We start from the raw sequence: 26,926 nt of genomic DNA on the forward strand, positions 1-26,926 counted from the left end.
TCCAATCAGCACAGACCCCCTGCACTCGCTTAACTTTCCGTATGCTCCCTTGTGTGACGGTGTGAAGGAATTGCTAATCACATTGTGGAACTTGTCAAGACCAAGCAAGTTTTATAAAAAAATAAGGTTTCCACTTCCTTGAAAACCTGCCGGCCAGCAGGCAGGTTTTACTACGTCGCAGACACTCCTGATTTTGTTTTAAAAGTCTTGACAAAACCCACTTTATCCATTGTGCTGTGCACGAAAGAAATCAAACAAACACCCCTTAAAATTTGAGTTCATTGAAACAAAAAAATATAGGGGAAAATAGTAACCTGTCTGTCGGCAGACAGATCTTTTAAATCTTTTTATCATGAGTACATTAAGAAACAAAGTACAGTTGATCGGGAACGTAGGACAAGATCCAGTGATCACCGATCTGGAAGGTGGGAAACGTGTGGCACGATTGACCATGGCCACCAATGAACACTACAAGAACAAAGAGGGGGAACGTATGACCAACACCGAATGGCACACGGTGGTCGGTTGGGGAAAGCTAGCGGATATCATCGAAGGGTTCGTTACCAAGGGCAAGGAGATTGCCGTGGAAGGGAAACTCACCTCCCGTTCCTATGAGGACAAAGAGGGCAACAAACGCTATGTCACCGAAGTGGTGGCCAATGAGATCTTATTGTTGGGCAGTAATGACTGATGTGGGGATGGGTGTCCCAAAACCTTTGGGCGCCCTCCTTTTTTCTTTCATCTTTTAAAACAGATATTATGGAACATAGCGTCAATGAAATACAGATCAGTTACCGGGAGAAGCTCAGCACCTTGCAATCACTTTCCCTTTCCAATTCCCAAGAAGTGGCCCAACTGCTTTTCAAGAACTGGGACGGCAATACCATAGGAGTGCATGAAAGCTTTAAGATTTTGTTGCTCAACCAGTCCAACAAGATCAAAGGGATATATCCACTTTCCATAGGGGGCATATCCGCTACTTTGGTGGATATGCGCATCCTCTTTGCCATTGTGCTGAAAACATTGTCCGTTGGGATCATACTTGCCCATAACCATCCCTCTGGGCAGATGAAGGCCAGCGAGGCAGACCGTCAGCTCACCCGCAAGATCCAACAAGGGGCGCAGCTCTTTGATGTCAAAGTCTTGGATCATATCATTCTGGCACCCGATGGCCGCTATTACAGTTTTGCGGACAATGGGATCTTATAAACTGTCCGTTTTGGATGGAACCATAAATGGAAACTGGAAAACCAGAAATCAGAAATCATGCAGACACGTATAAGAAAAGTGCTGGAAATCCCGGCCAGAAAACGTCAGGGACACCAGACCGAAAAGGAAAGCAATGCAGAGAAGGTCTTTTTGTTGGTCATCAACCTATGGGTCTTTCGATTTGAATACGCCAAGGAGCAAACAATGCCCAAAGACCCCCAATAGGAATCGTCGTAAAAAAGGCCCTCAAAAGAGGGTCTTTTTTTTGGTCATTCGGACAACAGCTGACGTTTTGAATCTCCCAAAATGATATTCCCATAATATTTGATGCAAAACCCGACCAAATGTGCTTAATATGTGTTTTTGTCTTAATGGGTCAATCGCTACATTTATGTAGTAGTATCAGAACATACTGTACGGCACCTAATTTTAATCCGCCATGGCGGACCGATTTGACTTTCCCAAAGTCCGTACAAGCAAAAGTTTTTTAGTACCGGTGCAACTGGTCTTCAGACCAGGTTGTGCGATGCTTTTTGCCCTGCGGGGCGAAAAGGAGAAGCAAGAGGGTAGCGTGCTCGCGCAGCGCTACCGATCATAATGGGCCTACAAGGCCTTTGTTTATAGGGGTTTTGGGAATCATGAAAAACGGGGTCTTGGGCGTTTTTAGCGTAAAAATGCGCTGAGACCAATAAAGTCAAGGAATTTTTAAGCTAAAAATGGATAAGGGATACGAAAGGGAACAGTTTCGGACCGTGAGCATCAAAATATCGGTACTCAAAAAATTCAAGGGCTTTTCCAAACGACAGGGGAAGTCACATTCCATGACCCTGTTGGCCATGGTGGAGTTTTTTGAGGACAACGGGATTTCCCCGGACGGTCGGATGCACGAGACCATTGCCAGTTTAAAATTCTTGATCAAACGCCGTTTCAATGCCATGGTCGCCATTATGCGCAGTATTGAAAAGGAACAGACCCTGCCCACGGTCAGTATGATACAGGCCCTGTTCGAACAGGAACTGGAATCCGACGATGGGGATGAATGGGACGGGGACTTTGATTTTATCGAACAACAGTTGACCGAGACCGAACAACCCACAGAACCCGAACTTTTGGACACGGAAATTACCGTCCCCAAGATCCGGTATGACCGGTTGCAAGAGCAAATGGACGAACTGAAAAAGGATTTTATTTATGTCCTGGACCATGTGTCCGTGGTGGGGAACCGCTTTGGGAAGGACCACCTCAAGTTGGATCTGCCCCTTGGGGCCATTGAAAAATATCGAAGGAAATTAAAAAATCTATAAGGATGTACATCGCCATAACACGACAGCAATTAGGGGACAATTTTAGGGGCAGTGTCAGTGACTTTGTCAACTACCTTGAAAAGGAGAATGAAGGCAAATCCATCGAAGAGCAAGAGTTCTATTTCAACCAAGGGGAAAACAACATCGAAACCGAAAGGGTCATTGCCGAGATCGATACCAATACCTCTAAGCTTGGGAAAAGAGATCCCAAGTTCTATTCCATGGTCATTAGCCCGTCCCAAAGGGAACTCAAACATATCGGCAACAGTCCCGAGAAATTGAAACAATATACCCGTGAACTCATGAAGGCCTATGCCGCTTCCTTTTACCGGGACAGGGAAGTGACCGTAAAGGATATCCTGTATTTCGCGAAGTTGGAACGGGAACGCAGCTTTTCGGAAAGTGACCGTGAAGTGCGGGGGAACCAGCCCTATGCCAGCCAGATCTTGGAACTCAAACACCGGATTTGGAGTGTCGAGCGAGGGGAAAGGCAGGGGAATATCAAAGAACTTGAAGAAAAGATATGGACACTGGAAAGGGGAGCGCCCCACCAGCAAAACGGAAAACGGATCGTGCCCGGCATGGCCAAGGATGGCCACCAGAGCCATATCCATATCATCATCAGCCGCAAGGATGTGACCAATACCCATAGCCTCTCCCCGGGATCCAAGTTCCGAAGTTCGGAGACCACCCTCAATGGAAAAAAGGAAAAACAGGGGTTTGACCGTGACAGCTTCTATCGGGCAGCCGAAAGGGCCTTTGACAGTAAGTTTGGATACCGTAGAAACTTTGTGGAGACCTACCATGCCCGTAACCTTTTGGACAAGGACCCCAAACGTTTCTTTACCCTGTTGTTGGGTCTTCCGACCCATGAAAAACAAGCCGCCCGGCAATTGCTGTTCAAGGCTGGGATAAAGGTGCCCACCATCCCTGTCAATAAGGTACAATTGGCCTATAAGGCCCTGATTCAATTACGAAAAGGTATCGGAAAGGCCATGGAATCGGGATCTATTGGAATTTAATGGCGTATGGAAGGTTTTGGATGGATACAGCTGGTGATGTCTCTTTTGATCGGGGGAGGGATTTCCTATGGGACCGTTCGATATGTGAAGTATGGCTTTGTTTGGGGATTCCTTGGACTTGTGCTATTGGTATTGGGAACACTGATGGTCTTGGAAATGGCATTGTTTCTACAAACTTCATTGAAGTTGTGGCTGCCCCTGCTCTTCCTGCATACGGTCATCTATGGTCTGATGGAGGATACAAATGAATCATCAGGGACATCCAGGGTCTTTAAGGTAAAACTGAAGGTCCGGGGCCGACCCTTGGTGCTGGGGAACATCCGTCGGGGTGTATCCGTGATGGCCTCTGCGGGGAGCGGGAAGACCGAAAGTGTGATCTATGGGTTTTTGGGGCATTTTCAAAAGGAGGGGTTTTCCGGGATCATCCACGATTACAAGGATTTTGAGATCACGGAAATGGCCTGTCCGTTGTGGGAGGATACAAAAGTGCCCTTCCATATCGTATCCTTCGGGCCCATTTATAACCGGGTGAATCCCATAGCTCCCCGGTACCTGCCCGATGAGGAAAGTGTGCACGAGGTGTCCCGTGTCCTTTTGGAAAATTTGTTGGAGCACCGGGATTCCGATGAGAACAGCACCTCTCGCTTTTTTAAGGATGCGGCGGAAGGATTGATCAGCGGATTGGTCTGGCGGTTGAAGTCGGATTACCCCGATTATTGTACCCTGCCCCACATGATGGCCCTTTACCAACAGTTGGGCACCAAGAGCCTGGTCAAGTTCCTTCGGGGCAATATCACCTCACGGGCCATGGCCGATGCCTTTATCAGTGGGTCAGGGTCGGAGCGGCAAACAGCAGGGGTGCTGAGCACCCTGGCCAATGCCATCAAAAAGATTAGTACCCGGAAGATATTCACGGTTTTGTCCGCAGATGAAATCCCCTTGGATATCAATAATCCCGAGAACCCTGCAGTGATTGCCTTGGTGAACAATCCGCAAAAGGATGCCTCATTGTCCCCGGTGATCGCCACCATTATCCATACCATTTCCAAACAAATGTCCCGACGACACCGGAAACCCTCTTTTATGTTGCTGGAAGAGGCCTCGACGCTTAGGCTGCTGAACATGCACCGGATACCGGCCACTTTGCGTAGCTATGACATTGTTAGTGTCTATGTGCTACAGGACAAGATCCAAAACGATATGATGTACGGGGAGAAGGCCAGTAAGGCGATTTTATCCAATCTGTCCTATCAATTCTTTGGCAAAGTGAACGATCCCGATACGGCCAAATACTATGAACGGTTTTTTGAGCTGGTAAAAATGCCCACCCGGTCTGTGAGCAAGAGCTCGGGATTGAGCTTGGAACGACGGATAACCGAAGGTGAAAAGGAAGTCTCCAAACGAAGGGCTGACGTATTCTTTCGGTTACGACAGGGAGAGTTCGTGGTGTTTGCGGATGGCAAGGATCGGAAGGTTCGGTTTCCAAAACCAGGGATTTCAAGGAAACTGCCCAAACCAATTGAAGTTTCGGAAAAGGATATGGAGCAACATTATTTGAAGGTGCATCGGGAGATCAAATCAATCTTTCAGTGAGATGGATGGTAGGTCTTTTTGCAGCAAACAGGCAGCATTGGAAAGCGTTTTCAGTAATTTGCTTAAAAAAGAGTAATGGACAGATTTTAATACATGGTTCGAGATGGGAAGGAGCATAATGCCTATGGAATAGGGTCATCCCAAAAATGACTTGATTTTTTCTCGAACAAAATTAGGTGTTCTTCTACTGTTGACTACATCAATCAGCAAATTGTTAAACGGATATTTCAGCAAATCAATGTCAGTACTAATGTCTGATAGGATTTCTTTGAATGTTTTGAATTCTAAACTTATTGTAAGTCCATCTATTTCAAATTCCGCTGTTAAATCAGAGGCAAATACAAAAGCCACAAAAACAACGGTAATATCCCAATTCTCTATATCTGCAATTGCTTCCAATTCTTCTTTTCGTCTTCTAAAAGATGTAGCAAAGGTTTTAATGTGCCCTTCTAGATATATTTTGTTCAATTTCCCGCCATGCGCTTCGTATGCTATGATCTTATGGGCTGAACTATCTTGAAAGTCAATATCGCCCAGTTTTTTTCTGGAAGTATTATTGGTGTTTACTGAATCCTTGAGACCTCTCGGTCTCCAATTCGAACCTGAATGTTTAATTGAGGCGAGCACATCAAGTAGTCGTTGTTCTAGGATTCCATAGGTAGAAGTAGGGTTCGAAGCAATTTTCGATATAATTTTAATAATTGTATCTATGTCATAATCATTCGGAAGAGGTTGTATTTCGACACTATTTAGCTTCATATATCGAATAAGCCATTGCCGAAGCCAGGAAGCCAATTCCTGAGAAGCAGAGTATCCCATCCCATCCATGCCATGAAGTAATTCAACAAGAACACTTGCGTTTTCAAATTCATTGGTCTTTCTGCTTCTTGCCCAATTTTTATCAAGTACATCAACCGCTTTAGCATTGTTTAAGACAGGGTTTCCAGCAGACACCAATTTGTCCCATTTGCCAAACAACCAATTAGCCACATTGCCTCTCGGACTGAACTCGTATGGAACGGATAATACATGGTCATAAAACTCTGAGATTAAGCATTGATAATGTAAAATCTGTAAATATGGTAGATGAGCTATTTCTTCATCAGCAAATTTGTTCAATAAAATTTCGGCATCATAGGGGAACTTCAAATTTTTTGCCACTTGGGAAACCAAAAAAGAGGAAACCCCAATATCTGCGTCCGCAAAATTTTCGATTTCAAGCTCTTCATCGATTTGATATTGCTTTTTGCTATGATTCAAATCCATTTCCGGGCGTAACCCAAGCTTGCTTAAAATTTGTTGTATTTCCTTCCATGATATAAAACTCAAACGAGTATCAATTGAAGTTAAAACATTTGAAATTTTAGCAGAAGACATTTTTTCATTTTCGGCCAAAATCGCAATTAATCTTAAATGACTAAGCAAGATTGAACTTAGCTCAAATGAGATAAATGGATTTTCCTGAAGTTTGGAGTGAATCAAAAAATAATTGTCCGAGAACAATTGTCCATATTTGGGATTGGCCGTCTCGAGAATCGTAGATATTATATGTTGAAACGCTGCATCTGGCTTTCCAGTCTCTTTCCAGTCACTGTGTTTATTCTTCAGCAAAGTAGGATAGGATTCTTTCTCGATTGAAGCTTCAGAAAGGACTTTTTCCAATGCTTGAATACAATCAGCTTCTTTTTCAAAAGAGATTGGAAGCAAAAAAAATCGTAATGTTTCTCTTAGTTGTAAAGTGATATTCATTTTTTATCCCAGAGGCTTTTTTTACTATTTAATTTTGTAAAAAGAGGTAAGATAATTTCTTCGAGTCGTTTGTAAGAAATATCCAAAGCTGTCATCCAAAGAAGTAAATCCAAAACTGTAACCCTTTTACTGCCATTCTCCAATTTGGCAATATCAGATTGCCCCTTACCTATTTGCACACCCAATGCCTCTTGAGAGATACCCTTTTCTTCTCTCAATTTTTGAAGGCAATGAGCAAGTTCCTGTTCCAGTTCAGTTTTTGAATAATCTTTTGGCACATTTGAAAATAGTTAAGATTTAATTTATGGTTCACAAAAAAATAATATATTTTTGGAGCTCATTCTATTTTGGAATAATTTTATGGCTATTGTTGGTAAGGAACTCCCGGAATTAGGAAATGTGGTCTCACTTTATACCGGAGCGGGAGGGATGGATATCGGTTTTCATAAGGCTGGTTTTAATATCATTTGGGCAAATGATATCGATAAAAATGCCACTGCAACTTATAAAAACATATTCCCAAACCATGAAATTAGAACTGGCAGTCTTCTGGATCAGGAACTGCCAAAAAGCAACCATACGGATTTGGTTATAGGTGGACCGCCTTGCCAAGGGTTTTCGGTCGCAGGAAAAATGGACCCTAATGACCCTAGGAGCCAACATGTTTGGAATTTTCTCGGTGTTGTGAATAAAACTGACCCAAGAGTTTTTGTAATGGAAAACGTCAAAGCCTTGGCCGTTAATAATAGATGGAAAGATTTATTGGAGCGGTTAAGAAAAGAGGCCAAAAAAATGGGGTATCAAACAAAGGTTTTATTATTGAATTCAGCTGATTATAATGTGCCCCAAGCAAGAGAAAGAATGTTTCTGATTGGAACCAAAGAGGGAATGATAAAAACTCCTAAAGCTATTAGTTCTGATAATCGAATATCTGTCAATTATGCATTATCAAAGATTCCAAAGTTTGGGACCTCTGGTAATGATAGTTTGTGCACCGCCAAAATCACTCCTGCAAAAAATCCTATTTTACGTAAATCCCCATATGCTGGAATGTTGTTCAATGGACAGGGTAGACCTCTAAATCTAAAGTTGCCTGCGCTAACCTTACCTGCTTCAATGGGGGGGAACAGAACACCGATTGTTGACCAGAATGCGATAGAAGATGAAACGATAACCCCATGGGTTGAAACCTATCATGAGCGTTTATTAAATGGTGGTAAATCCTTAAAAAACGCGCCAAAGTTTTTAAGGAGAATTACGGTTGAGGAAGCGTCAGTTTTGCAGACATTCCCAGTAGAAATGAAATTTGAGGGAACCCAAAGTAGCAGGTTTAGACAGATTGGAAATGCAGTTCCCCCTGAATTGGCTTTTCATGTTGCAAAATCGATTAAACCTCTATTGGCCTAATTGATTAAAAAAAAACGGGTCATATAGGAATTTTCATAAAGGAAAAGCCTTTATGGAAAAGGCTTTTGGTACTGTTAATAATCATATTTGGAATTTGTGTGCATGTTTTGAACATGCAAGATTGAAATCACTGGTTTTTTATCCCCATCAAATAAGCGGCAATACTGCAAACCCCTGATTTGTCAAGCACAGGTTCAAAATAATCGATATATCCATTGAGTTCACTAAGGGTTTTGATGGCAACATAGTTGAACTGTTCCTTGGGCCTATGGTTGACCATGGCCACAATATTTCTGATGGGCAGTTTTTTGTTGCCCCAATGGTGCTGCTTCAACATGCTGTTCGCTTGTTTGCTGCCATTTAAAATCACATACGACAGATAATTATGACCATAGCATGTTTTGAATAAGCTTATTGCTTTTCAATTGTTTATTGGTGTTTTTGCGAGCTCAATTTTCCCCATCGATAACGGTATACCATGACCTACGTTTCCAGTATATTATGGGCATGATAAAAAGATACTGGAAAACCGTAAATTGTTAAAGAAAAAATATGCTTAAAAGAAGGAAAAACCACCAAATTCAAAAGCTGAAACTATGACGTAGCCTTGAAGTGGGCCAGTTCAAACCCGTTTGAAGACATATTTATCAAAATAGTCATGTTTATATAGATCAAGTGCTTTGGAGCGGACTAAGTGAAATGAAACTATAATATGCAAAACATCCTGTTTTTAGACATTGAGGTCAATCCTAAAACCAATACAATAGATTATGGAGCTACTTTTAAGGGACAGGAATTGCATGAAAGAAACACCAATAGACTGGAGCTGTGGATAAAGGAGGCCAAATTCATTTGTGGCCATAACATTATCAAACATGATGTTCCAAAGCTAAAAAGTAAGTTAGGGGAAGAAGTATTCATAGGGAAGAAGTTTATCGATACACTGTTATGGTCACCCATCTTATTTGTAAAGAGGCCAAACCATAAGCTTACCAAAGGCTATCGCATTGTAAATGCATCAGAAGTCAACAACCCACTTTCAGACTGTAAATTAACGAAAGACTACTTGATCAAAGAGCTAAATAGGTTCAATGATTTAAGTATAGGGGAGCGAAGTGTATACTATGACTTGCTCAAGGACAATCCCACCTTTAATGCTTTTTTCGCTATGGCTGGTTTTGATGAATCCAAATTAGTTGAAAGACATATCGGGGAGTTGATAGGAGAGTTCATTTGTTCAACAGTTGATTTGGATTATTATGCAAATCAATTCCCAGTAGGACTCGCATACGTTTTTACTTTATTAAAATTAGGCGATGCCGATGCGGTATTACCACCTTGGGTTAGGCATGAATATCCAGAAGCTGAAAAAATACTTAATGACATCCGATTTAAATCTTGCGATGATTCAGGGTGCCCCTATTGTTCGAATAAGTTGAACCCCAAAAAAGCGCTCTTTGAATTCTTTAATTATAGCGATTTTAGAAAGTTTGAAGAACACAGAATAACCAGTTTGCAAGAAGAAGCTGTAAAGGCAGGTTTGCAAAGAAAATCTTTTGTGGCCGTGTTTCCCACAGGTGGAGGGAAGTCACTGACCTTCCAATTGCCTGCATTAATGCGAGGCGCTTCCACAAGGCATTTGACCATTGTTATTTCCCCTTTGATATCCCTTATGAAAGATCAGGTCGATAATCTGAGAGACCGCTTTGGGATAACCAAGGCGGTTGCAATCAATGGTCTATTGTCGCCTCTTGAACGTCAGGAAGCATTTGAAATGGTTTCGGATGGAAGGGCGGATTTACTTTATCTGTCCCCAGAATCGTTAAGATCTCCATCAATTTTCAGATTGATATTAACGCGTTCCGTGGGCCGTATAGTAATTGATGAAGCACACTGCTTTTCAAGTTGGGGACAGGACTTTAGGGTTGATTATCTGTTCATTGCAGATTTTATTAAAAAAATTGAAAATGAAAAGAACATCACGCAAATTCCCGTGTCATGTTTTACGGCCACAGCAAAGCTTCAGGTAATCAAGGACATAAAATTTTATTTCCAAGACCGCTTGGGCTTGGAATTGGACGAGTTTATTACGAATAAAGGAAGATCCAACCTATCCTACGAAGTGGTAAATGTTGAAGAACCGGAGCGCAAAATGGGTTATTTGTTACGTGTGCTTGAAGATTGCGAAAAACCGACCATAATTTATGCATCAAGGACCAAGCAAGTGGAAAATGTCTGCGCATTGGTTAATGAGGCCGGTTTTAATGCCACTTTTTTCCATGGGAAATTGGACAAGGATACGAAAAAGGCAAACATGGATGCCTTTATGAAGGAGGAGAATGACATTATTGTGGCCACTTCAGCTTTTGGGATGGGAGTGGACAAGGACAATGTAAAGACTGTTGTTCATTATAATATTTCAGATTCACTGGAAAATTATGTTCAAGAAGCGGGCAGGGCCGGAAGGGATGAAAAAATCAATGCCAAGTGCTACATATTGTACAGCGAGGAGGATTTGAACAAACATTTCAGTTTGTTACAGCAGACTAAACTGAACCATAAGGAGATCAAGGATATATGGAGGGCGATTAAAGGTCAAGCGAAGTTTAGGGATAAAATCAGCCAATCGGCTTTGGAGATTGCTAAGAAATCCGGATGGGATGCAGAAATGCTGGACTTGGAAACGAAAGTGAAAACAGCTATTTCAGCTTTAGAGGACCAAGGGTTTTTAGTAAGGTCTTTAAATTCACCTAGGGTATTTGCCGATAGTTTATTGGTTAAAAGTTTTGGTAGTGGGCAAGAGATCCTTAGAAACAGTGAAAAAATAACAGATCAAGATAAGAAAGACTGTGGCATTGTTTTAAAACGGATAATCACCGATGGCGAAACAAGGATAGATTATCTTGCAGATACTACCCAGTTGAGTTCAAAAAGAATACAGCATGTTATTCGAATGCTCAGAGACCATGCCATATTGGGCGATGCTAAAGATTTAACCGCTTTTTTGAGTTTGGTCCAATCTAAAAATGGTTCAAAAAGAATATTGGAGGATTATTTAAAGGTAGAAAAGGGCATACTTGACATCATTAGCGCAAATAAATTACAAATTCCTTTACGGGAATTAAATCAAAGGTTGTTGGATAGTGGGGTTGTTGAGTCAAATGTTGCGTTTATAAGAGCCTTGCTGACGTGTTGGGATAAAAGGCGATTTGTTAAGAAGAGCAGAAAAGACAAAGAAAAGGATATTTATGAACTGGAATTTATTAGACGGGAAGATCTTATTGAAGATGTAAAATGGCGTCATGATCTATCGTTGTCAACATTCAGGTTTCTTGAAAATCTTGCCATCAATAATAAGGAACATATAGGGGGAAAGGAAGAAGTGCCTGTTTCTTTCTCCTTACTTGAGTTGAAAGAATCCAACCAGTTTATGGGGAGTCTGGTAGAGGAGAATACCAAAAAATACGAAATCTGTTTGTTGTTCTTGAATGATATAAAGGCCATATCCTTGGAGGGAGGTTTTATGGTTTCCTACAACAAACTAAATATATCGGAGGTTGATACGGGCAAAAGAGTGTTTACTACTGATAACTACAGCAAGATCAAAGAATTTTACCTACATAGAACGGAGCAAATCCATATTGTTGGGGAATATGCCAAAAAATGTGTTCAAAATTATGAATCGGCCTTAGCCTATGTCAATGACTATTTTACATTGGATTACGAGGAGTTTTTGGCCCGATATTTTCCTAGAAAGAAAAAGGAAATACAAAGGTCAATAACCCCCAAACGCTTTATGGAGATCATAGAAGATTTGGATACCGATCAAACCAAGGTCATTGAGGATAACAAATCGGACAATATATTGGTTTATGCTGGTCCGGGCAGTGGTAAGACCAAGGTTTTGGTCCATAAAATAGCCAGTTTATTGCTGATCGAGGACATAAAGCCGGAACAATTTATGATGCTTACATTTTCAAAGGCGGCTTCATTGGAATTTAAACAGCGTGTTAGGAACCTTGTCCCTGAATATGCCGGGCTTATCAAAATTACCACTTTCCATGGTTTTTGTTTTCAATTGCTAGGTCAATTGGGAGACCTTGACAAGTCCCAAAATGTAATACAGGATTGTACTAAGGCCATAAGGGCGGGGGAAATCGATATTTCGTCCCTTGAGAACAAGAGTATCTTGATGTTCGATGAGTTTCAAGATATAAACCGAGAAGAGTGGGACTTGATAGAATTGATAATCGAAAAGGCAGATAGACCACGCGTGATCGCAGTTGGGGACGACGACCAGAATATTTATGGTTTCAGAGGGTCTTCAAATGTATTTATGGGTAATTTTAGAAGTAAATACGGGGCAACTTTATATACACTTCCCAAAAATTACCGTAGTTATTCGGAGATAGTGGAGTTTAATAATCACGTACTGACCTATCTTAGAAATAGATTAAAAAAACAACGCCTAATTGCCAGTCGGAATAGAGGAGAAGGACGTGTCAATATCATTACATATAACGGGAAATATATAGAGAAACCTTTGGTTGAATATATTGCAGGAAAGCAGTTGTCCGGAAGTAAAGCCGTTTTGACCAGAACAAATATCGAAGCATTGCAGGTTAGCTCCATGCTCAAGGCGCTTGGCTACAAGGTAAGGTTAATGGCAGGTTTTGAGGGGTTTAGGATTTCAGATCTGTTTGAAATTAGATGCTTTGATCACAAATTAAGTAGTGAGGTTGGGGAATCGGGAATCATATTTGAGGCATCGTGGGAGCTGGCATTGGATTGGTTTAGAAAAACTTTCAAACAAAGTCTGCACTTTGAAACTTGTATGGCCTTGATCAAGAAATTTGACCATTCAAATCCCGACAAAAAACTTTTAGTGGATTGGAGGGAATTCTGTAGGGAAATAAATATGGAAGATGCCACAAACCCTGATTCCGAAAGTGTTGTAGTATCAACTATGCACAAGGCCAAGGGTAAGGAATACGACCATGTAATGATGTTGTTGGTAGATTATGATTGTACCACCGATGAATCTAGAAGGTTGTTATATGTGGCCAGTACAAGGGCCAAGAAGACCCTGCATATCCATACCAATATTGACTTTTATGATAAGATTGAATCAAAGAATATTACCAGAAATGGGTTCACAGGCGAGTTGGGTGAACCATTGGGGTATGAGATGATTTTAGGTCATAAAGATGTAAGTTTAAGTTCTTTTAATTATCCTATTCCGTTATCAATTTTAAAGACAATTAAAACAGGCGATAAACTTGAAAAGGATGTTAAGATTTTTGGTGATAGTGAAGCTCCGGGACTAGCTAAGAAATCGCATGGCAATTTATTGTTGTTCTCAAAGAAGTTTGTTGCAGAACAATATGATCCAATGATAAAAAAGGGCTATGTTATAACAAGTGGCATAGCTGAATATATTGTTTATTGGTACAACAAGAATGATGAAAAGGAGTATAAGATAGTTTTGCCAAGGTTGAAATTTGAGAAAGGGAATTTTTGAAGGAACCTTCGGATATCGCCAACAGAATTGAATTTGGGAATCCCGTTTTTGTCCAGGGTTTGTCGGATTCTTTTTAAGGATTGGATTTGGGCGTGGGTGCCTGTCATTTGCATTGATTACTTTTTTTGGGCGAACGTGTGGGCACGTAGCAACAAAAGTCAGCCGAGGGCTGAATGTGCTACAACGGTAAATTATATGAGTGCTGGCAGATTGCGTGGTAGTTTCCTGTCAAACCACTACGCAGTTTGCGCGGGCTACAAATCTTGAAATTTACCACATCACCTGCCATTACATATACAAAATGTTGGCGTTTCGTTGTTTATTTATACCATTCATTTTTCAATTCTTCAATATCTAAATCTTTCCATTCGTCTTTCCATAATTCCCAATACGGGATATCGTTAGAAGATGGAGGAAGAGGACATTTTTCAATTTGCACAATTGATGGCAACACAACAGATTCTCCAATTAATAAGGCTTCCCCTGCTTTCAATGAAGGCATTTTTTCAATTAAGTTCCCTAATGTATCAGGAAGAAGTTTTTTTACATAATTCTGGTCGTTGGGATTTGTGAGCCTCATAGCAACGAAATTGTTACATTGAGAGAAAATAGTTTCAGATATTTCTGAAGGTCTTTGACTTGTAAGAAGAAGAGTAACGCCATATTTACGTCCTTCTTTAGCTATTCTTTCAATAGAATTTTTAGAAGCACGATATTTTACTAAATCACTTGTTGGAACATATTTATGAGCTTCTTCATAAACTAGTAAAAGTGGAATGTCATTATTGATTTTTTCCTCAGGATCTTTTTCGCTTCTTAACCTTTTATAAAAATACCCATATTCAAATAATATTCTGGAAATTAAAGAAACGGTTATACTTAGTACTTCAAAAGGAACGCCACTTAAATCAATTACAGTAACGTTTGATTTATTGTCATCTTTGTAACCGAGTAATTGTTTAAGAGTATCTTCAAAGCTAATTTCCGCAGATTTTTTTCCGAGCAAGAAATTGTATCTCTTATCATTTATCTTATTTTCAAGTCTATTTAAAAAGTTTATTAGCTTACCATTTAAAGTTCCTGAAGCAGATGTGCCTTTAGGAGTTAATTTTTCTGTGAATAACCTTGGGATTGTTTCTTCTTCAAAATCAAAGACATTGCCATTACTATCTTCCCAAGGAATATTGTTTGCCGTATTTTTCTTTTCATTATTACGGTTCTCGACATATTGAGTAATTTCCTTTAAATCAAAAAATAGTGGTGAATCATAATGAAGTTTACCCTGATCTTCTGCACTACCAGTAAATTTCAGTCTGCGGTTATATACTATTGCTTGTTTAAAGACATTACGTTGATTATGGTCATTAGCTTCTGTATCTAGAAATAATTCTTCCAGTTCATCACTATTTAACATCCAGTATGGGAGTACTAAATTTTTAATGTCAATTAGATTCGCGTTGGGGAATGCTGCTTTATATTCGGAGTGAATATCGAATATTACAGCATGAGAATTATTTAAATCAAAAGTGTCATTTTTTGCTGATACAGCTTTCTGAATTATTGTTGCTAAAGTGTGTGATTTTCCAGAACCAGTAGAACCAACGATAGCAATATGTTTATTGAAAAACTTATTACCATTTACAGGTATCTTTATTTCTTTATTTTGTGATAATGAACAGAAAGTAAATTTCTCTTTCGATTCTAAAGAATCTTCAAAAATAGTGGCAATTTCCTCAATTTTTGCAGGCTCAACTTTCTTTGGCGGAATAGCTATTGAATCACCACCTCTTTCAAAAACGCCATCTCGAATTACCCCTAAAGGATTAGCTTCTAATATGTAATTTCTATCGGGAACTCCGTTTTTTTCTGAAACTTCAATGGAAAAATTCTCGATTATTGCTAGTAAGATTACATCATCGCTATCACAGATTCTCAGATACGAACCTACTTTTAGATGTTCTTCGGCAAGTTTAAACTCGTTTAAATCAGGAACAGATATTTTTACTTTATTCGGGAAAACGGAAATAACTTCTGCGTTAAGATTGGTGTCTTGTCCTGCCATTATACTATATTTTTAATATCTAAGGTTTCTTCAATTTGGATTATTATATGTGTGCAATTCTGATTTAAATAGAAGCTTTCGTTGTGATAAAATTGATAGATTTCTTTTGGTGCTGAGATTTGATTTAGAAGTAAATCTAATTCAGCTATAGAATTAATAAACTTTATTTTGATATTATTTTGAAATGTAGCTTGCTCCATCAAACTTGTTGCTCTGAAACTAGCTCCCAGAAAATCAATACCATCTTTCAATAACATACCTTCATCAAAGAATTCTTGTTTAATTTGCTGGAGTTTAGCGTCTCTAATATTATGTATGTATATGTATGGGCAGAATGAATTTTTTTCCAACCGTGAAAGTTTAGACCATCTTCTTTGGATGGTTCGTACAATCTCCTTTATATTCTGAACACTATCAGTTGGTTTTGATTCAAAAAGAAAAAATCTTTCATAAGGGTTAGTGTTTAAGCCTGTGTTGAAGTAATTTTTCTTAACCTCTCTCAGATACTTTGCTTTACCTTTATAGTGAACAAACCAGCTATTAAATAATAATTGTTTGGTGTTTATCTTACTCAGAAAAGACGGCTTTGTAATACTTCTCTCCCCAACATCTTGTTTTATACTTAAGTCCTTGATTACTTTTAATCCACTATTGTAGTAAAAGTTCTCAGCTTCAAATTTATCACAACTAAAATGCTCGCAAAGTTTATTGAATATCTCGTTTAATTGATTATCGAAGGAAGGAGCATTAATATCAATTGCCAGCAAATTAATAAAGTCGGACAAATTTTCGTCAGATAAGCCCAATTCCTCATACAACTTATGAGTTACCCTTTTTGTTATCTTTTCCCCGTCTACAACTATTGATTCATTTTTTGTGTATGTGAGAAAATTAGTTTTAAGATAATTACAGGACAGAGGAAGTAATTTCTCTTGTCCTGATTTATAATGACCATATAAATGATACTTTATTTTAGGTGAATCTGATTTTAACAAATCTGAATAATGCTTAAACATTAGCATTATTGATTTCTTTATTACTGAATGATTATATTCAGATTTTTCATAGTATTTGCATTGAACAGCAATTGTTTCATCAGGAGAAATCAAATCTATATCTTCAATCCCTTCAACAACAATAGTTTGCTCATCATAACTATTCAGAATATCTAATATCGTTTTGTCAAACTGATAAAAATAACCTACTATCGTATCAACTGCACTTCTATCTGTCATATTTTAAGTTCCTTGGTTCGGTTCTGTATATATTATTATTGTTTACACGTAGGCTTTTTTTTCAATGAACGCCAACGGTGTTAGCGGTTTTAATTTTACTAATTAATCCGTTGATAAATCATTTTACATTTTAAACTAAGTATTTTGGATTTGGTTATCAAAATTAAAATGTCACTTTTGTAAGCCTTTCAAATTGCAAATAATAGAGAATTCATAACTACTAAAAGATTCTTGCGAAAAATGATACAATTCTATCCCAGATCGTGTACTTGCATTTTGGCTTTCCGGGATAATTCGGAAAAGGACAATCCTTTGTTGGGTTATAAGGATATGAATCAGGAATAATATTCGATAATCCAAGGGCGTCAGGAGTTTCTAAAGCAGGATTTATTGGTCCGTGAAAGAGCTTTCTAAAAATGAAGTTTCTTGCCTGCACATTATCCCACATCTTAAACCCCGATGAGTAACCATACGATTCAGGTTTAGGGTATTGTTCGTCCTGACGCAAGAATGGAGGAGGAGTCTTCAACCAATGATGATTACCATCAATAGATTTTGGGAGCCTTACCATTATATTATTACTTGCAAGATCATTTCCTTTATAGAGTTTAAATCCAGCAATAGAGTTTAACCCCTTAGCGTCTAATAGTGAAAGCTTAGCTAATACAATAGAGTTATATAAAGCGTTGAATTGGTCTTTATCAAAGACACCATTAGAAAGATGCATTTCAGCATTTACACGTGTTGCAACATCGGGAATAAGAAGCAGAGATTTACTACTTGGGGATGTTGAAAACTCAGTGTTAAGAATTTTACTTGTCGGTTTTTTGCTAATTAGTTTTACTAATCTTTGAACATCCACTCCAGTAGTTTTCTTCGCGAATTCATATACTTCATCAGTTAGGGCTTGTTTTATTTTAGCCTCAATATCATTCTTTAATTTAACGACTTCACGTAAAATAGGATCTTGCTTAACAGCAAGTTCTTCCAGTTTCTTTAATGCTTTTTTAATTTCTTTTAAGGTCGAATTTACAGTACATTGCCCCCCAGTGATTTCACTAGGAATTCCTATAATTGAAGGAAACGAGCAGCTCTTCCAATCCAATAGCGGTTCAATCGCACTCTGTTCGGAAATAGAATTCTTCATAGATTGTGCATTAGCCATGAAATATTTATTCATTGCTAACTTAATATCCTTTTGCCAAGCTAAGAAAATGCCTTGCACCGGACTTTCATGTTCCCCAAACCGTTGTAGTAGGTCAACTGCTGCTTGGGATAGTACTATATCTGCCTCAAGTATTTTTTCACTCGTTGTAAGGACAACATTTATAGCTTCTTTGAAGTCAGAAAAACTATTTGCAAATTGTTGTGAGGCTGCATTTTCAAGCTTTTGTTTAGCGAGTAATGTTTCTTTAGCAACAATGTATACGGGGTCAGAGTAATCACATAGGCGACTTGTCACGTTTTCACAATCTACTAAGGGTTTATGATAAGGCCTCTTACCCCTAAGCCTCCTGTATTTACAAGACGCAGGGTGACCAACTCTTATACAAGGTCCTATTTCTTCACATATTCGATCGGTAACATCTCTACAGATATTAGCCTCAATTCCTTTGAGTTTTTCTGAGGCTCTTAATACCTCTTGCTCAGCCTTGTGCTTTTCGTTTTGAAAATGTTCCAAAGTGCCTAGTATTTTCTGCGCCTCCTCAAGGTGTTTATTAATTCTTTCATTTTCGTTCTTGAATATTTTTAACGCTGAGGTCTTTGCTAGCTTTTCTAATTTCTGAGCCTCATCAATTGCTCCGTTAGTTAAGTCATGGAATTTCTGCCGTACCTTATTTATTTCTTTTAATTCTTCTTTGCTCAAGTCTAGATCAAAGAAATATAAAGCCAAAAGCTGCTCAGCAAGTAAGTGAAGTTTTTCTAATGGCCCATCTTCTCCAGCTATATCGCCAAGGGTTTGATAAAGATTGTAAACCGCTCCAAAATGGGGAGAGCCGTTTTGACCGAACTGATCTCGAGCAGATTTATTCTCAATGAAAGTTCGCCAAAGAAAGTCAGCAGGTATAGCAGGATTGCCGTCAACTAACGTGCTTTGATAAGGTTTTCCTAATGGGGTTCCATTATAATCTGTCATTAGAGGCATGTGCTCAGATAAATAACCTTCAAGAAGGAAATGTCGTTGTTCTACATTGGTTTCGTCATCCAATAAGGAAAAACAATCACCTGAATATTGATTCACATATGTATGTGCAAATACATCTGAAGCGGCATGGCCGAAAAATCCATAGGCGAATGCTTTTTCTTTTGGTGTCTGAGCACTTTCTAATATATGAGCTAACCAATCTCCGGTACCCCAACCTCCATTTGTGCTCCCTGGATGGATCGTCATTTGACCAGAATATATGCCCGGTACAGCGTCAGGTCCGATATTACCTTGTAAGTAGTACTGTTTATTTGCTAGAATAGCGTTTACTATTTCAGGATCAACTGGAATATTAATGGTTTTTCCGTCCAGTATAAAGGATAGTTTTCCATCATCTTCTAGGTCATTTATTACTTGTTGAGCTATCCATATATGGAGGTCGATTTTATGACAATATCCAGTTCTACTGTTGAACAACAATAGAATAGTTAATATTATCAGATGTATGTAATTTCTAGGAGTTATATTTTTAAATCTAATTGTCATTTTTTGTGTATCTGAATTATTATTACGGCTAACGGCTATGTTTTCGTTGCATGGCTTAGCAGTTAACTTTGCAAATACACACCAAACTGAAAATCCACGTGGATTTTCAGAAGTAGGCGAGAACAAGCAAAATTATTAATGGCATTGCTTTTAATACCATTCCTCTTCTCCTTCATCATATTCTACTTCTATCATATTAAAGCCTTTAAAAAAATCATATTCCATTGATACTTTGGGACGAATTTGTCTATCTATATTGTAGAATGAAACATCATAATTAAGCATTAAGCCAAAATAATCATTGTCCAAAACATCATCCACATCATCATATTCAATCCACTTTTTTGCTATGGTTTCATATATCAAAAGCCAATTCTCTCCGAATGAACTTGAGTTTTTAATTTCTTCTTTAAGTTTCTTTACATTTGGTTTTCTGCCATCATAAAGAGTTTCTTCAATTAAATGAAGGCATAATAATTTGGAAATGGAATCTTTGCTTTCTAAAATAGCTTCTACAAGTTTTTTAGGACAATTTATCCTAAATGTAATTAACATCCATAACGACCAAGAAACTTCAAAAGAATGATTTAATATTAGATGCTCTTTGATTATTGAAATTAATACGTGTTTAATTTTTTGCTTTGATTTATTATCCAGATAAATTTTATATATAAATATTATTTCAAAAATGACATCAATTGTACTTGAATCGATGAGCAATGTTTGCAGAATAAATGATAAAAAGAAATCCCAATTTTCTTTTTCAATTACTGTGTCGCCTAATTGAAATTGTTTTAAGGCATAGCCAATTATCCAAGAAGAGTTTTTGGGGTAATTTGATATTGCATTATGTAAAATGGAGAAAAAATTTCTTAATTCGTATTTGTCGACTACATCAAAATTAAATCTATCAAACTGCTCTGACCAGTCTTCAATATATTTAAAAGGTAGCTTATTAATTCCTACTTTATTTTCATTTGTTTCTAGTTGGAATTCGTATAACACATGTTGGATTATTTTTAAAGCATTTTCAGCTTCATTTCGACTATTTAAATAAAAGTAGTAATCATCATAGTATCTTGTTCCTGTATGTGGAATGGAGTTTAATCTTTTTTCAATTTCTTCATCTATTCTATTCCCGATTACTTCTGCCAAAATGAGAGAAGTGTCAGGACCTATACATAAACCCACACTTTGCCTGTCATTGCAATTACGAACTAGTGTATCTATTAAATCTGCTGATTTGTAAATTTTTGCATCTCTATTTGTTCTTAAAAGATTCTGCCATCTGGTTTGGTCTGAAATAGCAATTTTAAATAATCTCTTTGCTTTTTCTTTACCTAAAATTGCCCAAGGAATTGAATGGGTATATATAGTTGGGTAAAACTGAGAAATGTCAAGGGTTAATTGAATTTTCTTGTCAAACGATTTTTCAATTAATTGAAATTTAAAATTGTTCCAAGAAGTACTTTTAGTTCTGACTGCTCTTCTGGCCCTAGCTTCAACGGGTGTGCTTTCTGAGTACACACTAAGTTTATATGTGCTTCTCAATAAACTCCAATTATCAATTACTGCTTTAGATAAATCAGAAAATTGTTTTGGGTTCGGGATGCCTAATTTTCTTCGCGAATAAATTCCTTTAGCTAAACTGAAAATTGCTAACTGAGAACTGTTGTATTTTCCATATTCATCTTGAAATCTTTTTTTTGCCATAGACCTACTTTCACCAAGTTTTTGTAATTTTTCGGAAGCAATAATTTTGCCCCATTTTGCGCTGATGTATCTATTTTTATTTGCAAAAGATTGTGAATTGAATGGTGGTGGTAATTCTTTAGGCAAATATCCTTTCTCTAGTACTTTTTTTAGATTCATAATATTTTACCTTCAATCACTTAATAGGCCGATTATTTTTGAAATATTGCACAACTTACTTATATACATGATTTCCCCTCGCATATACCGCTAATTTGATTGGCTATGCTAAAGTTTTTATGTTATGCGTTCAGCATCGCATACTTCTTGTTCAATAAAAGTTTTTGGGGGGAATCAGAACTAAATGTAAGAATTTTCTAAAAAATTATTACGTGTTCCATGTTTTAAATTGTAATGCTAAGGAAAATATATTACTTGAACGCTCTAAGAAGATGGTTTGAATCTAAGATTGGGGAATCAGAGATTTTTAAAAGAATCGGAATCAAAAAAATCTTTTAAGCTGATATCAAGAATTTTACAAAATCTATTAATGGTATGGACAGAAACCCCTCTTTTATCATTTATACTTTCCCACCTATTTAACGTTTGCCTCTCTAAATCGTTATTTTCTGCAAAACGTTTTTGATTGGAATCAACTTTTGTCCGCAATTCCTTGATTCTAATTGCAATTTTATTGTTCAGCGCAATATCCTCGGGTTTCAGTTTGGCCATATTGCAATTTTTGTTTATTGTAGAAAAAAAACGTAGGCCATTTGGATTACATTTTTATATTTCATTATATTTGAAATCGAATACATACATTTGCGATTCTTCGTTTAAAAACATTTGAAGCTTTCGCTTGGAGTCTTGGTTTGAAAACTGGTAATTTTTTGCAGCGAGACAATAAGCAGATGGCTCACGACCCGGGCGTGGGCTCTCTTATTGTTGCAAGGTATACCAGTACCCCAAACCAGTAAGTTGAGTTCCATGCCCAACTTTTTCTTAGCGGAAGGTTTCTTTTTGTCTTTTTCGGGGCATCGCCCAACCAATAGGGTTATGGGAAACATTGGGTTTTATTTTTTATTAAGGGTTACAACACTGGTCTGTTCCATTTTTGGGACAGGACAAACAGTATTTGATATCCTCTTTAAGAAAAAGCCCAAGAACCCTATTTGATCAGCCCTAGGCTATAGTTATGGGATATACGTTGCATTTTTCCGGTTTACGATATCCTTTTGTCCCATAACTGACGAACTCCATTTTTGGGCAACCGGCCCTAGCACAAAACCATAGCCACAAACTTTTAAGGAATCCTATTTCCAAGGGGTAAAACCTTGGACAGGATGGCCTTTGTCCAGACCCATGCCCTAGGCCATTTGCCTTAGGGAACACACAAAACCCTCCAAACACTTGCAGGTACATGGAGGGCAGTCCGATCAATTACAAATAATAATCAAACCTTTTAAAGTTATGAAGAAATTACCGATTTGTACTTACAGGATATCCCTGTACTTAGTTTTTTATGTATTGTTTTCACCTTGGCTCACCGAAATGGTCTTAGCAAGTACTCCAACAAAGGATACTGTCATGCTCTGTCATGGAACGTTTCAATCCTCAATTATGGGTGTTGTAACTGATACGGAGGGAGAACCTCTAATGGGGGTAACCGTACAAGTGGCATCATCGAAGCGGGGGGCCATTACCGATTTGGACGGTTCTTTCCGTATTCAGGCCAATACCGATGACAACCTTATTTTTTCGGCCTTGGGCTATAAGACCCAAACCGTTCCCGTTTCTGGTCGAAAACAAATAAACATACAATTGGAAGAGGAGGTGACCCAATTGGATGAAGTGGTGCTTAATGCAGGCTATTATACCGTTTCGGAAAAGGAACGTACCGGCAATATTGCCACTATCAAGGCCAAGACCATGGAAAAACAGCCCGTGGGTAATCCTTTGGCGGCCATTCAGGGGCATTTGTCCGGAGTGAACATTGTGCAGACCACTGGTGTGCCGGGAGGCGGTTACGAGATTGAGGTCAGGGGAAGAAATTTTATCAACGGGGTTTCGGATCCCTTGTTTATTGTGGACGGGGTTCCCTTTGGTTCCCAATCCTTGGTAGCATCAAGGGTCTCCAGTGAGATCATCGGTGGAGGTATCAGTCCGCTCAATGCCATCAATCCCAATGATATTGAAAGCATTGAGGTGTTGAAGGATGCCGATGCCACTGCCATATATGGATCTCGGGCGGCCAATGGTGTGGTGCTCATTACCACCAAAAAGGGCAGGTCGGGTAAAACACGCTTCGATGCCCATTTGAGCACCTCCTTGGGCCGGGTGTCCCATTTTTTGAATTTGATGGATACCCAGCAGTATTTGGAGATCCGTAGGGAGGGCATTGCAAATGACGGACTTGCAGACCTGTTGGAGAATCCCGCGCTTGATTTTTTCTGGCCCGATATCAAATCATGGGACAACAATCGCTATACCGATTGGCAGCAAGAACTTATCGGTGGCACGGCGTACCGGAACAATGCCCAGCTATCGGTCTCAGGAGGAAGTGGACAGACCCAGTTTTTGGTCAGTGGTTCCTATCAAAAGGAGACCACGGTGTTTCCAGGAGATGCCAAGTATGGGAAGGCCAATATCCATAGCAATATTGGCCACCGGTCTGAAAATGGAAGGTTCAAGGTCAACTTTTCCACCAGTTATGCCCATGAGGACAATAAGTTGCCGGGAGCTGACTTTACCGGCAAGGCCTATTCGTTGGAACCCAATGCCCCGGCACCCTATGACGGAGAGGGCAATCTGAACTGGGAGAACAATTCGTGGGACAACCCCTATGCCGCATTGGAGGAGAAATTTGGGGCTGTGTCCAATACCCTGATATCAAATGCCCTTGTCTCGTACAAGATCAGGCCGAACTTGGAACTGAGATCCAGTATGGGCTTTACCAATTACCGATTGGATACCCATCGCGCCATGCCAAGCTCGGCCAGAAATCCCAGTTTTGGCCTTACGCCCCAAAACTATTCCAACCTGACCACCAATGCCTCCCAAAGGAATTCGTGGATCGTTGAGCCACAATTGAACTGGAAGAACCAATGGAACAAGTTTTCCCTCGATGTGCTGTTGGGAATGACCTTCCAAGAGGAAACCACGCAACAAACAGTGGTCAGGGGAAGGGGATTTCCCAATAACGGATTGATCCATAACCTTGCCGCTGCCGAGACCTTGGAGATCATTTCAGATGTGGATGGGGAATATAAATATGGTGCCGTCTTTGGGCGTATCAATTTGAAGCTGTTGGACAGGTATATCCTGAACCTGACCGGTCGTAGGGATGGATCTTCCCGATTTGGTCCCGGGAAACAGTTTGGAAATTTTGGTGCTGTTGGACTGGCATGGATCTTTTCCGAAGAACCCATTTTTGGTGAAGAATCCCTTTTGAGCTTTGGGAAGTTGCGGGCCAGTTATGGTACCACCGGAAGCGATAATATTGGTGACTATCGATTTTTGGATACCTATAGTGTTTCCGGGGATGAATATGACGGAACCACGATCTTGGAACCCACGGGCATTTTTAACCCACAGTTTGGTTGGGAGTCCAACCGAAAACTGGAAGCTGCCCTGGAATTGGGGTTTTTCAACGACCGATTGCTGATCAATACCTCATGGTACCGGAACCGATCTTCCAACCAACTCGTGGGCATTCCCTTGGCGGCCACCACGGGGTTCTCGGAACTGACAGGAAATTTTGATGCCGTTGTGGAGAACTCCGGTCTAGAGGTGGACCTGCGTTCGGTCAATGTGCGGTCAAAGGGATTCCAGTGGGCCACAAACTTCAACCTTACCGTACCCAAGAACAAACTGGTGGCCTTTGATGGACTGGAATCGTCCACCTTTTCCAACCGCTACATCATCGGACAGCCCCTGACCATCGTCAAGTTGTACCATGCCTTGGGTGTGGATCCAGAGACCGGTATCTACAGGTTCGAGGACTATGATGGGGACGGGGATATCAGTAGTTCGGGAGATCTGGAATGGATTGAGGACCTGGCACCCAAATTTTATGGAGGTCTGGGCAATTCAGTTAGCTTGGGGAATCTGACCTTGGATGTCTTTTTCCAGTTCAAAAAACAAAAGGCCTACAACACCCTTAGGTTTGCCGCAACCCCGGGGTTCAAGGGCAATGTCCCGGTGGAACTGTTCGACCGATGGCGGGAGCCAGGTGACAATAACCCAATTCAAAGGGCCTCCAGTGGATTTACCACGGTCGAGGACCAAGGTACGTACCAACAAAGGAGCAATGCGGCCGTTTCGGATGCTTCCTTTATCCGGCTCAGGAACGTTTCCCTCAATTATAAGGTCCCCACATTTGACAATGGGTTGGACATCAATGTATACCTACAGGGGCAGAACCTTTGGACCTTGACCGATTATACCGGGCCGGATCCCGAACGGCCCAACAATACCCGTTTGCCCCCTTTGAGACAGCTCACTTTGGGCCTCCAGATCAGTTTTTAATCCAAATAAAAAAATGATGAAAAAAGTAAAGAACAGTACAAATCGAAAGCCGGCCTTTTTGGCCCTACTTTTAAGATGCAGACCATTGAGGCAATGCCCCATTCTTTTAGCGATGTTACTTCTATTGATGGGGTGCTCGGATTTTGTGGAAGTGGAGACTCCCAAGAACATACTGATATCCGAGACCGTGTTCAATGATTCCGCCACCGTGGAATCGGCCTTGGCGAACCTGTATTACGATATGCGCGAAGGGGGCATGGTCTCCGGTACCTATGGCCTGACCCCTGTGTTGGGCATTTATAGTGATGAACTGGATTATTATGGGTTCAATGCGGATTATGCCCAATTGTTCCAGCATAGTGTGCTATCTGCCAACACGGTCATCTTGGATTGGTGGAAGCAGGCCTACCACCTTATTTATGGGGCCAATGACATTGTGAAGGGAGTGGGAACTTCAGATGGATTGACCCCTGATGAAAAGAAGGTGTTCAAGGGGCAGGCCCTGTTTGTCAGGGCCTACATACACAGTTTGTTGGTGTCCCTTTATGGGGATGTTCCCTATATCAAGACAACGGATTACAGGGAGAACAATACGGTATCCCGAATGCCCCGGTCAGAGGTATATGAAAATATCATAACAGACCTTAAGGAGTCCGTTGTGCTGTTGGAAGGGATTGATGTTGCTTCCCCTGCTCGGGCATTGCCCGATGCATTCGTGGCCAAGGCCTTTTTGGCCAGGATGTACCTGTATGTGGAAAACTGGGAAATGGCGGCATCCTTGGCCACCGAACTTATCGATGCTTTCCAGTTGGAGGCCAATCTGGACCAAGTGTTCCTCAAGGGTTCCCAAGAGACGATATGGCAGCTCAGGGCGGATGCTGATTTTCCGAAGAACACAAGGGAGGCCGTGCAA

The 26,926-nt window shown here is 39.8% G+C and carries 18 protein-coding genes; 10 read left to right on the top strand and 8 right to left on the bottom strand.

The window, feature by feature from the left end:
* Window positions 1-352: 352 nt before the first annotated feature.
* The 6 genes from CRO15_RS17440 to CRO15_RS17460 all read left to right on the top strand — a co-directional run bounded on the left by CRO15_RS17440 (window position 353) and on the right by CRO15_RS17460 (window position 5,128).
* Entirely contained in the window at window positions 353-691 is a 339-nt protein-coding gene (locus CRO15_RS17440) for a single-stranded DNA-binding protein (RefSeq protein ID WP_097047131.1), read from the top strand.
* Between the two features lie 68 nt (window positions 692-759).
* Window positions 760-1,209 (top strand): JAB domain-containing protein, encoded by a 450-nt coding sequence (locus CRO15_RS17445; protein ID WP_097047165.1) that lies wholly within the window; start codon window positions 760-762, stop codon window positions 1,207-1,209.
* 57 nt (window positions 1,210-1,266) lie between these two features.
* Complete coding sequence (locus CRO15_RS19805; RefSeq protein ID WP_165769992.1) at window positions 1,267-1,434, top strand: hypothetical protein; 168 nt, start codon at window positions 1,267-1,269, stop codon at window positions 1,432-1,434.
* 491 nt (window positions 1,435-1,925) lie between these two features.
* Entirely contained in the window at window positions 1,926-2,513 is a 588-nt protein-coding gene (locus tag CRO15_RS17450; RefSeq protein ID WP_097047132.1) for a BfmA/BtgA family mobilization protein, read from the top strand.
* Window positions 2,514-2,515: 2 nt separating this feature from the next.
* The gene (gene mobB / locus CRO15_RS17455; protein ID WP_097047133.1) at window positions 2,516-3,535 is read left to right on the top strand and encodes a MobB family relaxase; all 1,020 of its coding nucleotides are present in this window, start codon (window positions 2,516-2,518) and stop codon (window positions 3,533-3,535) included.
* Between the two features lie 36 nt (window positions 3,536-3,571).
* The gene (locus tag CRO15_RS17460; protein WP_243397011.1) at window positions 3,572-5,128 is read left to right on the top strand and encodes a type IV secretory system conjugative DNA transfer family protein; all 1,557 of its coding nucleotides are present in this window, start codon (window positions 3,572-3,574) and stop codon (window positions 5,126-5,128) included.
* 135 nt (window positions 5,129-5,263) lie between these two features.
* Here the strand turns inward: CRO15_RS17460 and CRO15_RS17465 are convergent, their stop codons facing one another.
* Window positions 5,264-6,877 carry a hypothetical protein gene (locus CRO15_RS17465; protein ID WP_097047135.1) on the bottom strand — a complete coding sequence of 538 codons (1,614 nt, stop codon included), beginning with the start codon at window positions 6,875-6,877 and terminating at the stop codon, window positions 5,264-5,266.
* On the bottom strand, window positions 6,874-7,155 hold the full coding sequence (locus CRO15_RS17470; protein WP_097047136.1) for a helix-turn-helix domain-containing protein: 282 nt from the start codon (window positions 7,153-7,155) through the stop codon (window positions 6,874-6,876). The genes CRO15_RS17465 and CRO15_RS17470 overlap by 4 nt, the downstream gene beginning before the upstream one ends.
* A 52-nt stretch (window positions 7,156-7,207) precedes the next feature.
* Here CRO15_RS17470 and CRO15_RS17475 point away from each other — a divergent pair, with 52 nt between their 5' ends.
* A complete protein-coding gene (locus CRO15_RS17475; protein ID WP_207763939.1) occupies window positions 7,208-8,284 on the top strand; it encodes a DNA cytosine methyltransferase in 1,077 nt (358 codons plus the stop codon).
* Between the two features lie 127 nt (window positions 8,285-8,411).
* Here CRO15_RS17475 and CRO15_RS17480 read toward each other — a convergent pair whose 3' ends face one another.
* Entirely contained in the window at window positions 8,412-8,621 is a 210-nt protein-coding gene (locus CRO15_RS17480) for a hypothetical protein (RefSeq protein WP_097047138.1), read from the bottom strand.
* Between the two features lie 375 nt (window positions 8,622-8,996).
* Between CRO15_RS17480 and CRO15_RS17485 the strand changes: the two genes are divergently transcribed.
* Window positions 8,997-13,805 (top strand): RecQ family ATP-dependent DNA helicase, encoded by a 4,809-nt coding sequence (locus CRO15_RS17485; RefSeq protein ID WP_097047139.1) that lies wholly within the window; start codon window positions 8,997-8,999, stop codon window positions 13,803-13,805.
* 319 nt (window positions 13,806-14,124) lie between these two features.
* Here the strand turns inward: CRO15_RS17485 and herA are convergent, their stop codons facing one another.
* The 5 genes from herA to CRO15_RS17510 all read right to left on the bottom strand — a co-directional run bounded on the left by herA (window position 14,125) and on the right by CRO15_RS17510 (window position 22,218).
* Window positions 14,125-15,867, bottom strand: a complete 1,743-nt coding sequence (gene herA / locus CRO15_RS17490; protein ID WP_097047140.1) for an anti-phage-associated helicase HerA — start codon at window positions 15,865-15,867, stop codon at window positions 14,125-14,127.
* Entirely contained in the window at window positions 15,867-17,102 is a 1,236-nt protein-coding gene (locus tag CRO15_RS17495) for a DUF4297 family anti-phage-associated protein (protein ID WP_097047141.1), read from the bottom strand. The genes herA and CRO15_RS17495 overlap by 1 nt, the downstream gene beginning before the upstream one ends.
* A gap of 220 nt (window positions 17,103-17,322) precedes the next feature.
* Window positions 17,323-19,920 (bottom strand): zinc dependent phospholipase C family protein, encoded by a 2,598-nt coding sequence (locus CRO15_RS17500; protein ID WP_097047142.1) that lies wholly within the window; start codon window positions 19,918-19,920, stop codon window positions 17,323-17,325.
* 24 nt (window positions 19,921-19,944) lie between these two features.
* A complete protein-coding gene (locus tag CRO15_RS17505; RefSeq protein WP_097047143.1) occupies window positions 19,945-21,666 on the bottom strand; it encodes an RNA-directed DNA polymerase in 1,722 nt (573 codons plus the stop codon).
* 297 nt (window positions 21,667-21,963) lie between these two features.
* Window positions 21,964-22,218 (bottom strand): helix-turn-helix transcriptional regulator, encoded by a 255-nt coding sequence (locus tag CRO15_RS17510; protein ID WP_097047144.1) that lies wholly within the window; start codon window positions 22,216-22,218, stop codon window positions 21,964-21,966.
* A 738-nt stretch (window positions 22,219-22,956) separates the two neighbouring features.
* On the opposite strand from CRO15_RS17510, the gene CRO15_RS17525 reads away from it, so the two are divergent.
* Both CRO15_RS17525 and CRO15_RS17530 read left to right on the top strand, forming a co-directional pair.
* Window positions 22,957-26,013, top strand: coding sequence for a SusC/RagA family TonB-linked outer membrane protein (locus CRO15_RS17525; RefSeq protein WP_243397012.1), 3,057 nt, complete (start codon window positions 22,957-22,959; stop codon window positions 26,011-26,013).
* A 16-nt stretch (window positions 26,014-26,029) separates the two neighbouring features.
* The coding region (locus CRO15_RS17530) for a RagB/SusD family nutrient uptake outer membrane protein (RefSeq protein ID WP_207763941.1) at window positions 26,030-26,926 on the top strand (897 nt) is incomplete at its 3' end.

The sequence above is a fragment of the Flagellimonas pacifica genome (assembly GCF_900215465.1).
Taxonomy (GTDB): Bacteria; Bacteroidota; Bacteroidia; order Flavobacteriales; family Flavobacteriaceae; genus Flagellimonas; species Flagellimonas pacifica.